Annotated in this window: 12 protein-coding genes; 9 read left to right on the top strand and 3 right to left on the bottom strand. The window is 63.9% G+C overall.

Annotation, left to right across the window (positions count from 1 at the left end):
• The first annotated feature begins 105 nt into the window (after nt 1-105).
• The 4 genes from ASD12_RS06335 (at nt 106) to ASD12_RS06320 (ending at nt 1,914) form a co-directional block, all read left to right on the top strand.
• Nucleotides 106-795, top strand: a complete 690-nt coding sequence (locus tag ASD12_RS06335) for a TetR/AcrR family transcriptional regulator (protein ID WP_056583008.1) — start codon at nt 106-108, stop codon at nt 793-795.
• A gap of 147 nt (nt 796-942) precedes the next feature.
• The gene (locus ASD12_RS06330; protein WP_056583103.1) at nt 943-1,479 is read left to right on the top strand and encodes an SspB family protein; all 537 of its coding nucleotides are present in this window, start codon (nt 943-945) and stop codon (nt 1,477-1,479) included.
• Nucleotides 1,480-1,495: 16 nt separating this feature from the next.
• Nucleotides 1,496-1,693, top strand: coding sequence for a DUF4169 family protein (locus ASD12_RS06325; protein WP_056583006.1), 198 nt, complete (start codon nt 1,496-1,498; stop codon nt 1,691-1,693).
• The gene (locus ASD12_RS06320) at nt 1,690-1,914 is read left to right on the top strand and encodes a ribbon-helix-helix domain-containing protein (RefSeq protein WP_056583003.1); all 225 of its coding nucleotides are present in this window, start codon (nt 1,690-1,692) and stop codon (nt 1,912-1,914) included. Before ASD12_RS06325 ends, ASD12_RS06320 begins: the two co-directional genes overlap by 4 nt.
• Here ASD12_RS06320 and ASD12_RS06315 read toward each other — a convergent pair.
• Nucleotides 1,911-3,713 (bottom strand): chloride channel protein, encoded by a 1,803-nt coding sequence (locus ASD12_RS06315; RefSeq protein WP_082525275.1) that lies wholly within the window; start codon nt 3,711-3,713, stop codon nt 1,911-1,913. The two genes, ASD12_RS06320 and ASD12_RS06315, sit on opposite strands and share 4 nt — an antisense overlap.
• 157 nt (nt 3,714-3,870) lie before the next feature.
• Here ASD12_RS06315 and ASD12_RS06310 point away from each other — a divergent pair, with 157 nt between their 5' ends.
• From ASD12_RS06310 to ASD12_RS06300, 3 genes are all read left to right on the top strand, one after another.
• Nucleotides 3,871-4,302, top strand: a complete 432-nt coding sequence (locus ASD12_RS06310; protein WP_056582999.1) for a helix-turn-helix domain-containing protein — start codon at nt 3,871-3,873, stop codon at nt 4,300-4,302.
• 122 nt (nt 4,303-4,424) lie between these two features.
• Nucleotides 4,425-4,730 (top strand): hypothetical protein, encoded by a 306-nt coding sequence (locus ASD12_RS06305; RefSeq protein WP_056582998.1) that lies wholly within the window; start codon nt 4,425-4,427, stop codon nt 4,728-4,730.
• A gap of 16 nt (nt 4,731-4,746) precedes the next feature.
• Nucleotides 4,747-5,628, top strand: a complete 882-nt coding sequence (locus ASD12_RS06300) for an RNA polymerase sigma factor (protein ID WP_056582996.1) — start codon at nt 4,747-4,749, stop codon at nt 5,626-5,628.
• Nucleotides 5,629-5,671: 43 nt separating this feature from the next.
• Here ASD12_RS06300 and ASD12_RS06295 read toward each other — a convergent pair whose 3' ends face one another.
• The gene (locus ASD12_RS06295) at nt 5,672-9,637 is read right to left on the bottom strand and encodes an AsmA family protein (protein WP_056582993.1); all 3,966 of its coding nucleotides are present in this window, start codon (nt 9,635-9,637) and stop codon (nt 5,672-5,674) included.
• A 131-nt stretch (nt 9,638-9,768) separates the two neighbouring features.
• Between ASD12_RS06295 and ASD12_RS06290 the strand changes: the two genes are divergently transcribed.
• Complete coding sequence (locus ASD12_RS06290) at nt 9,769-10,740, top strand: Dyp-type peroxidase (RefSeq protein WP_056582991.1); 972 nt, start codon at nt 9,769-9,771, stop codon at nt 10,738-10,740.
• 34 nt (nt 10,741-10,774) lie between these two features.
• Here ASD12_RS06290 and ASD12_RS06285 read toward each other — a convergent pair whose 3' ends face one another.
• On the bottom strand, nt 10,775-12,190 hold the full coding sequence (locus ASD12_RS06285) for an FAD-linked oxidase C-terminal domain-containing protein (protein WP_056582988.1): 1,416 nt from the start codon (nt 12,188-12,190) through the stop codon (nt 10,775-10,777).
• A 204-nt stretch (nt 12,191-12,394) separates the two neighbouring features.
• Between ASD12_RS06285 and ASD12_RS06280 the strand changes: the two genes are divergently transcribed.
• The gene (locus ASD12_RS06280; protein ID WP_056582986.1) at nt 12,395-12,874 is read left to right on the top strand and encodes a thioesterase family protein; all 480 of its coding nucleotides are present in this window, start codon (nt 12,395-12,397) and stop codon (nt 12,872-12,874) included.
• Nucleotides 12,875-13,077 lie beyond the last annotated feature (203 nt).

Raw genomic sequence — 13,077 nt, 5'->3', positions numbered from 1 at the left:
CTCCACGAGCGAATTCTATTCGTCCCGTCGTGAAATCTGTTAATCTTGTGTCCACAAATTTAGACACTCTTGTCTAAATCGTCAATCACCTCTATATAGTTTTTCATGAAGCTGCACGTTTCTCCTGACATTTTCCCGCCACGCGGCCATGAGGCCAAGCGCCTGTCGATCGTCGACTCCGCCGCCACCGTGTTTTGCCGCGAAGGTTTCGCCGGCGCCAACATCGATCTGATCGCTGCCGAAGCCGGCGTCTCGCGCCAGACCATCTACAACCATCACGGCGACAAGGAGAAACTGTTCGTCGCGGTGGTTCGTGATCTGACCGAACGCTGCAATGCCGGCATCTTCGCCACCATTGCCACCTTCCCCGATCGGCCCAACGATCTTGAGGCGGATCTGATCGGCTTTGCCGTGCGCTTGAACCAGAACTGCATCTGCAACCGCGACGGAAAATGCCTGCGCAAGCTGATCCAGACCGAAGGCGAGCGCTATCCCGAACTGTTTGCCGAATGGCGCGAACAGGGACCGGGCAGGACATGGCCGGCAATCGCCGCGCGCTTTGCCCGCCTCGCCTACGGCGGTTACCTGTCGATCGCGGACCCCGACGTGGCGGCACGCCAGTTCCTCGGCCTGGTCAATGCCGAACTGCAGACCACCTTCATGCTCGGCGGCACGCCGCGCGAGGACGAGGTGGTGCAATCGGCGACGAATGGCGTGCGCACCTTCCTGCGCGCTTTCGGCAAGCGCCCTGCCCCGAGCAGCGCCAAAAAACACACTGCGCTGGCTAACGCATAACATTTGCGCTTGCCGGCAAGCCGCCTTGCCGATCAAATCGTTGGCAATAGTCCTCGCTTCGACGCGGCGGCGCGTCTATATCAGGTTTACGCCGCCCTCAAGCTTGATTACAGCTATGCGGACGATTCAACGGAACCCGACCGCCACATGGCCGACGACCACATCCGCTACGACATTCTGGCCCAGGAGGCGTTGCGCGGCGTCATGCGCAAGGTCCTGGCCGAGGTCGCGCGCACCGGCCTCCCCGGCAACCACCACTTCTTCATCACCTTCCTGACCGGCGCGCCGGGCGTGCGCGTGTCGTCGCGGCTGCGCGAGCGCTATCCCGAGCAGATGACCATCGTCATCCAGTTCCAGTATTGGGACCTGAAGGTGACCGACACCGGCTTCGAGGTCGGCCTGTCCTTTTCCGACGTGCCGGAAAAGCTCGAAATCCCGTTCTCGGCCGTACGCGGCTTCTATGATCCGTCGGTCAACTTCGAGCTCGAATTCGACGTCAAGACGGACGGTGCAGCCGAGGAACCAGCCGCTCAAGCCACGCCCGAGCCGTTGACCATCGTCTCCGAGAAAAAGCCGAAGGCCGAGAAGAAGGCCGCCGCCGAGGCGGAGAAGAAGCCCGCGGCGGCGGACGCCGCCACCAAGGGCGCCGAAGTGGTCTCGCTCGACGCCTTCCGCAAGAAATAGGCCTTCGGATCACGCCATGGCCGACATCGTCAATCTCCGCCAGGCTCGCAAGCAGAAGGCGCGGGACGAGAATGTGCGCGTCGCCGAACAGAACCGGGCGTTGTACGGCCGCTCCAAGGCAGAGAAGCAACGCGACCGCCTGGTCGCCGACAAGGCCGAGACCTTCGTCGCTGGGCACCGCCGCGAGCCATCCGGCGCCGAAGACCACCAGTGAGCGCGGTTGAAAAGCGTTCGGTGACCATTCGCGGTCACCGCACCAGCTATTCGCTCGAAAAGCCCTTCTATGCCGACCTCGTCGCGATCGCGGCCGCCCGGCAATTGACGCTCGCCGCTCTTGTCGCCGAAGTCGACGAGACGCGTCCGCGCGACACCAACCTGTCCTCGGCGCTGAGGCTCCATGTCCTGGAGTGGGCGAAGCGCGGAACGCGTCTCTAAAGGCCCTCGACCACGTCTTCCGTTTTCCTGCGTCTGGTGCGGAAGCCAAGCAAGGTCGAACGCTCGCGCTCTTCGGCCTGTTTCCTCGACCGCACGCGCATAAGATCCTTCCAGCCGACATAGCCGACCAGTTGCGACCCTTCGCGGGTGACGACCGGCAGATGGGAGACGTTGGCCGTCAGTAGCTTGTCGGAGAGGCCTTCCAGATATTCATCCGGATAGGCGAGCGTCACCTTGCTGCCGGCCAGCAGCGCACCAAGCGTCGTGGTGCGGTGGGTACCGGCACGGCGCCAGCGCAGGATCGCCGGCGGATCGATGAGGCCGAGCACATGCCCGTTCTCATCCACCACCGGAAAGCTCGGATGCCGTGTCTCTGGCGCGGTCAGGAAGGCTGCTGCGCCATGCAGAGTCATCGTCGCCGGCACGCTTTCGACCTTAGAAGTCATCACCTCACGCACCCTCGTCAGTGCGAAAGGGTCGACACGGTATTCGCGCACGAGGTGGTGCCCTCGCCTGGCGATCTTCTCGGTCAGGATCGACCGCTTCATCAGGAGCACGGTGACGGCGTGCGCCGCCGCGCAAGCCGCGATCAGCGGCACCAGAACATGGGTGTTGCCGGTCAACTCGACCGCGAAGAAAGTAGCCGTCAGCGGTGCACGCATGGTGCCGCCCATGGTGGCGGCCATGGCCAGCAGTGCCCAGAAGCCCGGGTCCGCCGCCGGCAGAATTCCGGCGAGCACCGCCCCCATTGCGCCACCCATGATCAACAGCGGCGCCAGTACGCCTCCGGATGTCCCCGACCCGAGCGCCACCGACCAGATAATGGCCTTGACCACAAGCAGGATGAGTGCGGCGGTGGCAAGCGTGCGGCCGTCCAGCATGTCGGCGATGTTGTCATAGCCGACGCCCAGTGCGTGCGGCTCGATCAGCCCGCCAATGCCGACCACCAGACCGCCCAGCATCGGCCACCACATCCAGTGAATGGGCAGCTTCTGAAAACCGTCCTCGCAGGCATAGACCATCTGCGTCAGCAGCCCCGACAACAGGCCCGCCGCGACACCGATCGCCGCCCAGCCGGCAAGACCGACAAAGGACACCTCCATACCGCCCTGGAACGGAAAGATCGGTCCGGGCAGATGCAGCATGGTGCGTTCCACCTCGGCGATAACAGCCGCGACCGCGACGGGAATGAAGCTGCGCGGGGTCCATTCGAAAAGCAGCAGTTCGACGGCCAGCATGATGGCGGCGATCGGTGTTCCGAAGACCGTCGTCATGCCCGCTGCCGCACCTGCCACCAGCAGCGTCTTTCGTTCATTGTCGCTGACCGGCAGCATCTGTGCGATCAGCGAGCCGATCGCGCCGCCTGTCATGATGATCGGACCCTCGGCGCCGAACGGCCCGCCGGAGCCGATCGAGATCGCTGACGACAGCGGCTTCAGGATCGCCACCTTGGCGTCGAGTTTTGAGCGTCCCAGCAGGATCGCCTCGATGGCTTCCGGAATGCCGTGGCCGCGAATCTTCTCGCTGCCGAAGCGCGCCATCAGGCCGATGATCAGCGCGCCGATCACCGGCACGATGACAGCGGCAAGCCCAAGCGGCGTATCCTCGAGTTTCAGATCGGCAAGCGAGAACTGGCCGAAATAGGCGATGTTGGTGGCAAGTCGGATCAGCTTCAAAAGTGCGATGCCGGCAAACACGCTGGCTGTAGCCACCACCACCGCAATGGCGGCAACGAGCAGCACCCTGACGTCCGTGGTGAAATCTCGCAGATGCTCCGGGTTCGAGTGATGGGTCTTCATGGCAAAATCTGCTTCCTGGCGGCGGGCCGTATGTCGGATATACGGCAAGGTCGATAAGGCCAGCCGGATTTGTCGGTGGCTATGTATCGTAACACGATACAAATATTCAAGCCGGTTTCGCTCGAAAACCGTTTGAGCTTTCGCGGAAAACGAACAAATGTCCGGTATGTCGCAGCCACAAAAATCACGCCCCGCCATCAGCCAAGCCGACTACCAGCGGCTGTCGGAGTTTCGCTACCTCATCCGCCGCTTCCTCGAATTCAGCCAGATCCAGGCGGAAGACGCCGGCCTGACCCCGCGCCAGCATCAGGCGCTGCTTGCAATCAAGGGATTCCCGGGCGGCGGCCCGGTGACGGTTGGCGACCTCGCGGAACGACTGCGCATCCGCCACCACAGCGCCGTCGAACTGGTCAACCGCCTCGGCGAGGCAGGACTGGTCGCAAGGGATCAGGACAAGGACGACCACCGCCGCGTGCTGCTGCAACTGACCGGGCGCGCCGACGATTGCCTGGCCGAGCTGTCGGCGGCACATCTCGACGAGCTGTCACGCATCGAACCGATGCTGCGGCGGCTGCTCGACAGCAAGTGACACTCGGGCGTCTTTGCGAGCGACACGAATTATTTCCCAGTGCCCGAATCCTTTCGTCTCACGACAGCGTCTCGAAGGTGAGCAACCGCAAAGGCGCAGGGCAACCAAGAGGAACAACCGCGATGAAACGCCACCTGATACGTTACAAGACGAAACCGGAACGGACCGACGAGAATGAACGGTTGGTCAAGGCCGTGTTCCAGGAGCTGCGGGAAAAATCGCCGGAAGGCGTTCGCTATATGACATGGCGGTCTGACGACGGGACCTTTGTTCATCTGGTCGAGACGGAAACCGAGGCCCATTCCGACATAATCACCGGGCTGGCGGCATTCGAGGCCTTTCAGAACGGCATCAGGGATCGCTTGATCGAGCGTCCGCAGCGCGAGGAAATGACCGTGGTGGGCCACTACCGGATGCTGGACCAGTAACGGCGAACAGAGGCGTATGAACATTCCTAGCGAGATCCGCGAGCCTTTTGCCCGCCTGTTCGGCGAAATGCGCCCCAAGCTGCACCGTTACTGCGCCCGCATGACCGGCTCGGTGATCGACGGCGAGGACGTGCTGCAGGAAGCGCTGACCAAGGCGTTCGAAGCGCTGCCCAACGCCGGCCCGATCGCCAACCCGGAAGGCTGGCTGTTTCGCATTGCCCACAATGCCGCCCTCGATTTCCTGCGCCGGCGAGCCCGTGAAAAGGCCTTTGCGGATGAGGACCCGGACATGATCGTCGACCCGGTAAATCCCATAGTCGAGCGTCAGGCAGCGGCGGCCGGCCTGCATACCTTCATGCGCCTTCCCGTCACACAGCGAAGCAGCGTCATCATGATGGACGTTCTGGGATATTCGTTGCAGGAAATCAGCGCCGTGCTCGACACCAGCATCCCCGCCGTCAAGGCGGGCCTGCATCGCGGCCGCGGCCGGTTGCGCCAGCTTGCCGATGAGCCCGACGACCGCCCGGCTCCCAGGCTCAGCGCGCCTGAGCGCCTGCTGCTCGATGCGTATATCGATCGCTTCAACGCCCGCGACTTCGACGCCGTGCGCGACATGCTGGCCGACGAGGTGCGGCTGGAGCTGGTGGCCAGGACGCGGCTGAATGGTCGCAAGGAGGTCGGCACCTACTTCCACAACTATTCCCAGGTGCGGAATTGGTGTTTCGTGCCGGGCTTCGTCGAAGACAGGCCGGCAGTCCTCGTCCGCGATAGCGATGATCCGGCGGCGCGGCCATCCTATTTCATCCTGCTGGGCTGGCGGGGCGGCAGACTCTTGACCGTCCGAGATTTCCGCCACGCCCGCTACGCGGCAGAGAGCGCACAACTGCTTGTCCTCTGAATCGGCTGCTTCGCGGATCGTCCATCAGGAAGGCGTTGGGGTCCTACTGCAGCGACTTCAGCAGATTGTTGAGCGTGAACGGATTGGACTTCGGCTTGGCCGGCGGCGGATTGTCGTTGGCCTCCGGCAGCGGCGCATGCTCCACCTTCGGAGCCTGCTGCACAGCCTTGCGTTCAGCCTCGAGCTTTGCCTTTTCGATGCGCATCGCCTCTTCCGCCTTCTGCCGCTGCTGCTCGTTGGCCTGTGCCTTGGCCGCTTCGTCGGCGGCCTGCTGTTCGGCAGCGGCCTTGGCGTCCGCATCCGCCTTGGCTTTGGCATCCGCGTCCGCCTTGGCTTTCGCCTCCGCGTCTGCCTGAGCTTTGGCTTGGGCGTCGGCTTCGGCTTTCGCCTGGGCCTCCGCTTCGGCCTTGGCCTTGGCGTCAGCCTCGGCTTTCAGCCGTGCTGCTTCCTCCTGCTTGCGCAATTCCTCGGCGGCGTTGTCCCGTTCGGCCTGCAGCGCCGCGTAATAGCGCACCTCGCGCCGCAGCCGCTGCTTCTCGAGCAGAGCGGCCTGCATCGCCTCGACGCGCTGCTGCTCCTTTTCCAGCGCGCGCTGAGTCAGGAACTGTGCCAGCGGCTCGCTGTCGAACTGCCGCTTCACGGCGCCGAACGGCCCCTCGGCGGTGAAATTCATGATCGGCTCGGAGCCGATCAGTGCCTCGTCGCCTGGGCGATAGGTGATCGCCCCCTTGGCGGAAACCATGGCTGTGTTGAGGTCCGCCGTAATGTCGGCAGACAAGGTCGCCGCCGGATTGTCCAGGTTGATCGGCGGCGCCCTCAGCATGCCGCCGGCAACCGTGAAGGCGATGTCGGTGTCCTTGGCGGCAAGACTTCCACCGGCCGCGATATCAGGCGCGAAGCCGGCGGTCTTGGCCGCATCGATATCACGTCCGATCGCATCCGCCTTGGCGAGGAACGCATTGAACGCATCGGGATTGACGCCGGCGACCCGCAAGCTCTTCAGCGTCGCCGTGCCGGAGCCGGACAAGGCGGCCACCATCCCCTCGACCGACTTGCCGCTGCTTGACAGCGCCGTCGAGAAATCGCCGTTACCGCTGATGCCGGCATCCGGCAGCACGGTCGCCAGATCGGCACCCGCCAGTTTCATCTGGCCGGTGAAAAGTCCGGTGCCGTCATTGTTCTTCAGCTCGAACAGGCCGGTCAGCGCCCCGCCGAGCAATTTCGCCTTCAGGTCCGAAACGCGGATGCCTTCCTGGTCGAGCTTCAGCGAAAAGGCGGCATCATACGCGGTGGCGAACCGACCGGCGGCGAGCGCTGCCGTCGTCAGGTCGAGGTCGGCGGTGAACGGCAGGCTGGATTTCTGGCTGAACGGTGTGGCCGGCCACACCCCACTCTTGTCAGCCACGTCCTTGTCGGCAAGAAAGGCGGAATCGCCGAACAGCGCCACCGCCATCGGATCGAGGTCGAGTTCGTCGAGCGCCAGCGCGCCGGCAAGATGTGGCACGCCACCCTTGCCGTCGACCCCCTCCTTCACATCGATATTGACGTCGCCGGACACCGCCGCTTCGTTGATGGCGCCGTTGAGCTCGTCCAGCACCAGCAGCCCGTTGCCATAGTCGCCTTGCGCCGAGAGCGACGCCGACATGCCAGCCCCCATGCCCGGCAGGCCGATGCCTGATGTCATCAGCCACGGCTCGATGTCGGCCGCGTCGAGGTTGAGCTTGCCCTTGGCGGCAAGGCCTTGCGACGTGTCGGCGACGGTTCCGTCGAAGCTTGCCTTGAAGTCTTCGCCGGCGAGGCTGACCGTCGTCGCCAGGCCCCCGCCAAGCGTGCCCTTGGCCTGGACGTCCGTGCTTGCCTCGCCCAGCATGCCGAGCGGCAGCGCCGGCAGGCCGTAGAGGGCCAGCAGCGCGGTGGCATCAGGGTTTTTGGCGTTGAAGGTCAGCGCCACCGGCGCTTCGAGAAGCTTGTCCACCGCCCCCTTCCCTGACAGCGACGCCGAAAAGGCCGAACCGCCGGCCTTGCCTTGCCCGCTCACCGCCAGGCCCGTGGTGCCGTCGCCATTGTCGGCCGCACTCGCCACCAGGTCGACGCGCGCATCCTGGAACAGCTCGGGATAGGCGGCGGCACGGCTCGCCAGTCCCTTGAGCACGGCACTGTCGGGATAATGCTGGGCGGCGACGTCGATCAGCGGCTTCAGGTCGACGGCAACCACCGAGGCATCAAGCTTGCCGGTCGGGCTCGCCGGGAAATCCTTGATCCTGCCGGTGGCGCTGATCGAGGCACCGGCCAGCCCGCCCACCGACAGCCGGTCGATTTCGAGCAGCCCGTCGCGCAGCCTGAGCGCGGTGTCGACCGTGTCGGCGGTCAGTCCGCCGGCATTGACCGGCCCGGCCTTGATCTGGAAATCGAGGTCACGGTCGGCAAAGCGGTTGGCGCCCTTGTCGCTGACGAAGATCGAGGCAAAGGCCGCCAGCCCGTCGACATCGAGTTCGCCGCCTTCGAGCCGCATCAGCACCGACGGCTTGGCATCGTCGGGCTGGCTGGAATCGATGCGGCCGGAAAACTTCGCCTTGCCCAGGATCAGTTCGAGATCGCTGAAGGCCTGGCGCTTCGCCGAGAGGTCGACCTTGGCCTTGAAGCCGGCGGCGGGCAGACGGCGGATCGCCTCGTCGACATCCTTCGACAGCCAGGCGGCAAAGCCCGAGGGTTGCGCCACGGCCAGCAGCAACGAGCCGTTGAAGCCGAAATGGCCCTCCACGTCGAGCACGAGCATGCCATCGGCTTCCAGCGTGGTGCGGCCGGGCAAGGTCGCGGCAAGCGATTTCACCGACCAGCCACCATCGACCGGCTCGGCGGAAAGATGAACGTCGCGCACCGTGGTGTCGCCGGCCACCACCGCCGGCAGCTTGACCTCGAGGGTGCCGGGTATGGTCGGCTTCGGCAGGTCGAGCAGCGCCTGCTCAAATGCCGCGATGCGTTGATCCAGTGTCAGGCCGGCGCCGACCTCGGCGCCCACCGCCTCGTCGAACTGCACCTGCGCGCCATTGGCCTCGATGGCGAAGCTCGGCTTCAGCCCGAGATCGACCGAGGCCTTGCCGTCGGCGGTGTAGGGATTGTCGAGCGGCCCCGTCTCGAAGCGGAATTCGTTGACGCCCAACTTCTGGTGGTCGAGGGAAAACTTGCCGTTCAGCCGAAAGCCCGGATCGGGCTTGCCGGCGCTGACTTTCACCGTCTCGCCATCGGTGCCACGCAGCTCGGCACTGTTCTTGTCGGCACCGGAGATCTTGAACTGGCCGGAGTAGACGGCGGCCCCATTGACGATGCCGGCATTGCCGTCGGTCTCGATGACCAGCGGATAGGCGTCCGGATCGGCCTTCAGCCGCAGCCGCATCTGCCCGGTGCCTTCGGCCTTGCCGGTGGACGCCGCGACCGTGGTGCGCAAACCGTCCAGCCGCAACGTGCCGTCCAGGCGCCATGGGCCGGCCAGCGACTTGGCCGAGATGGTCGAATTGATCTCGGAAAACAGATGGCTGCGGCCGCCGGCGGCATGGCGCAGTTCGATCTGCCCTTCCGTCACCGTCAGCTTCTCGATCGAGACCTGGTTGGGGTCGAAGGGCGAGGACGGCCGCATCGCCCAGTCGACCGTGCCGTCATTGGCAATATCGATGGTCGCTTTCGGCCGCACCAGTCGCATGTCGAAGATCAGCACTTCGCCACGCAGGAAGGGCGCCAGTTCCGCATCCATCGAAAACGTCTCGACGGTCATGGCCGGCTGGCCATTGGGGCCGCCGGCAACGGCGACATTCGAGAAGGTCACCGAGGGGAACGGCAACAGCCTTGCCGTGGCGTCGCCCTGCACGGTCACCTTGCGGCCTAGAATGGCACTCGCCTCGCGCTCGAAGTCGGCGCGGTAGCCGGTCCAGTCGATAAAGTACGGCACCACCAGCGCCGCACACAGCACCAGCACAAAAAGGCCACCAAAGATCACGAACAGGCGTGCGAGCATCAGCTCCGAACGGGTTGATTGAAATTCTGCCGCACTCTACCCGCATCCGCGTGTCGATAAAGAGGCAATTCATCCAGTGTTGCGCGATCCCGGATGATCTGAAACAAATCCTCGCAAAGCGGAGAATTGGGATGTCTGGGAAGAACTGGGATCGCGTGCCGATCGATGCGCAAAGTGTCGACGCTCCGCTGTCGCTTTCGGCGGTCTTTCTTGTCGTCACCGTCGCCAACGAGCAGAGCGCGCTCGCCAAGGTTACGTCTGTGCTCGGCGAACTCGACGACCTGGTCAAAAATGTCGGGTTCCGCGACCTGGGCGGCCGCCTGTCTTGCATCGCCGGCATCGGCCGCGATCTCTGGGATCGTCTCTCTCCAGACCGGCGGCCGCTGGAGCTAAAACCGTTCGCGCCGATCAAAGGCGCGGTCCATTCGGCGCCGTCGACGCCGGGCGACCTTCTCTTCCACATCCGGGCCGAGCGGCCTGACATGTGCTTCGAGTTCGAGCGCATCTTGCTCGACAGGCTCGGTTCCGCCGTCACCGTCGTCGACGAAGTGACGGGCTTTCGCTATTTCGATGCGCGCGACCTACTCGGTTTTGTCGACGGCACCGCCAACCCGACCGGCCTCGATCTGCCGGCCTCGGCACTCATCGGCGATGAAGATGCCGACTTCGCCGGCGGCAGCTATGTCGTCGTCCAGAAATATCTGCACGACCTCCAGGCGTGGGCGCGAACGCCGACACCCCTTCAGGAAGAGATCATCGGCCGCACCAAGATCGACAACATCGAAATCGACGATGACGACGCGCCGCGCAAATCGCACAAGTCGCTGGCCACCATCGAGGATGCCGATGGCAACGAATACGACATATTGCGCGACAACATGCCCTTTGGCCGGCCGGGGCAGCAGGAGTTCGGCACCTACTTTGTCGGCTATTCCAGGTATCTCTGGGTGATCGAGAAGATGCTGCAGCGAATGTATATCGGTGAGCCGCCGGGCGCTTACGACCGCCTGCTTGATTTCTCGACGCCGCACACCGGCACGACGTTCTTCGCGCCAACCCGCCCCATGCTGCAGGCCCTTGTCGAGGGTGCACAGGAGAAGTAGGCAACCGTTCGATTGGTCGCTGGATTGGATCCCTTCAGTCTATCCTCGGCAATAGCTTGCCCGGATTCATGATGTCCAGGGGATCGAGCGCCTGCTTGATCGTGCGCATGATGTCGACGCCATGGCCGAGTTCGTGGCGCAGGAAGCCGATCTTGCCCTGGCCGATGCCGTGCTCGCCGGTGCAGGTGCCGTCCATGGCGATCGCCCGCATGTTGAGACGCGCGACGAATTTTTCCGACAGTGCGATCTCTTTGGGATCGTTCACATCCATCAACACCAGCACGTGGAAATTGCCGTCGCCGGCGTGGCCGACGATCGGCGCGATCAAGCCCATCTCGGCGATGTCGGCTTCGGTTTCCAGGACACATTCGGCAAATCGCGAGATCGGCACGCAGACATCGGTCGACAGCCCCTTGGCGCCCGGCCGCAGCGTCAGCGACGACCAGTACGCGTCGTGCCTGGCCTTCCACAGTTTCGTGCGCTCCTCGGCAACGCTGGTCCACAGGAACGGTCCGCCACCGTTTTCCTCGGCGATCATGCCGAAGGTCTCGGCCTGCTCTGCCACGCCGGCATCGCTGCCGTGGAACTCGACGAACAGGCACGGGCTCTCGGGATAATCGAGCTTCGAATAATTCTTCATCGCCCGCATCTGCAGTGCATTGACCAGTTCAATGCGCGCCACCGGAATGCCCATCTGGATCGTCGCGATGACCGCGTTGCAGGCCGCCTCGACGCTTGGAAACGGGCAGACGCCGCCGGAGATCGCTTGCGGGATGCCTTGCAGCTTCAGCGTCAGCGACGTGATGATGCCGAGCGTGCCTTCCGAGCCGACCAGCAGCCGCGTTAAATCATAACCGGCCGAGCTCTTTTTCGCGCGCTTGCCGGTCGTCACCGTCTCGCCGTCGGCCATCACCGCCGTCAGCGACAGCACGTTCTCGCGCATCGTGCCGTAGCGCACCGCGTTGGTGCCGGACGCCCGTGTCGCCGCCATGCCGCCGAGCGAGGCATTGGCGCCCGGATCGATCGGAAAGAACAGACCGGTGTCGCGCAGATGCCGGTTCAAATCCTCGCGGGTGACGCCGGGTTCGACCGTGCAGTCAAGATCCTGCGGATTGACCGCCAGGATGCGGTTCATGCGCGATGTATCGACCGATATGCCGCCACCCGGCGCGTTGGTGTGGCCTTCCAGCGAGGAACCGACGCCGAAGGCGATGACCGGCACGCGGTGCGCGGCACAGGCGCGCACGATCTCCTGCACCTCGGCGGTCGTCTCGGGAAAGGCGACGCCGTCAGGCGCCTGCGTCGGAATGTAGGTGGTGGTGTGCGCGTGCTGGGAGCGGATGGCCTGCCCGGTTTGAAAACGCTCGCCAAGCTGTTGCTTGAGGATGCCGAGCACCGCAGCGATGCCCTCTTCGTTGCGTTCGACCGGGTTGAGGTCGCTCAGAGCCATGAATTCCTCCGCGAATGGACCAGCGCCCACCCTTGTTATGCATTTATGGATGCTGCCCAGAGCAATTCCAGAACAAGTGTGAAGTGGTTTTCCGTCGGGAATTGCGTCAAACAAAGAGAGAGCGGTTCAGCGTTTCCATGAAGCGATGAACCGATCTAGTCTCACCAGCCACGCTCTGTCCAGCGCCAGAACAAGGAAGTTTCGATGCCCATCCCCGCCCCCTTCGTCTCCGAACCCATGGACATCGAGAAGGACTGGATCGACTACAACGGCCATCTCAACATGGCCTACTACAACGTCCTGTTCGACCGCTGCTCGGACCAAGCGTTCGAGGCGATGGGCATGGGGCTGGATTACGTGAAGGAGCGGCGGCTCACGATTTATACGGCCGAGGTCCATGTCTGCTACGTCCAGGAACTGCATCTGGATCACAAGGTCCGCATCTCCCTCCAACTCATCGACCATGACGACAAGCGACTGCGGACCTACCAGGAAATCCGCCATGTCGACGGCTGGCTCGCCGCCACCTCCGAGATCCTGTCCCTGCATGTCGATATGTCCGGACCGAAGGTCGCGCCCTTCCCCGCCGATGTGCTTGCCAAGGTCGAAGCCATGCGTGCCGCCCATTCAGCACTGCCGATGCCGGAGCGCGCCGGCCGTTCGATCGGCATCAAACGCAAATAGAGCGACGATCGGACCTCAAAGCCACACCGGCAATCCAAAATCGCAAAACCCTGGAATCCGCGGGCACCAGTGCTTGAAGCGGCTCAGCGCCGGCGTTAACCTTACCGAGGTTTTAACGGGAACAAGCCATTTGAGCCGTTGCGCGACTCAGCGGGTCGGTCGAAAACGATCCGCATCGAGGTAGCGACACGGGCGGCGGGGCG

It is taken from the genome of Mesorhizobium sp. Root102, from assembly GCF_001425625.1.
Taxonomy (GTDB): domain Bacteria; phylum Pseudomonadota; class Alphaproteobacteria; order Rhizobiales; family Rhizobiaceae; genus Mesorhizobium.
This window is presented reverse-complemented; position numbering and strand designations above follow the sequence as displayed.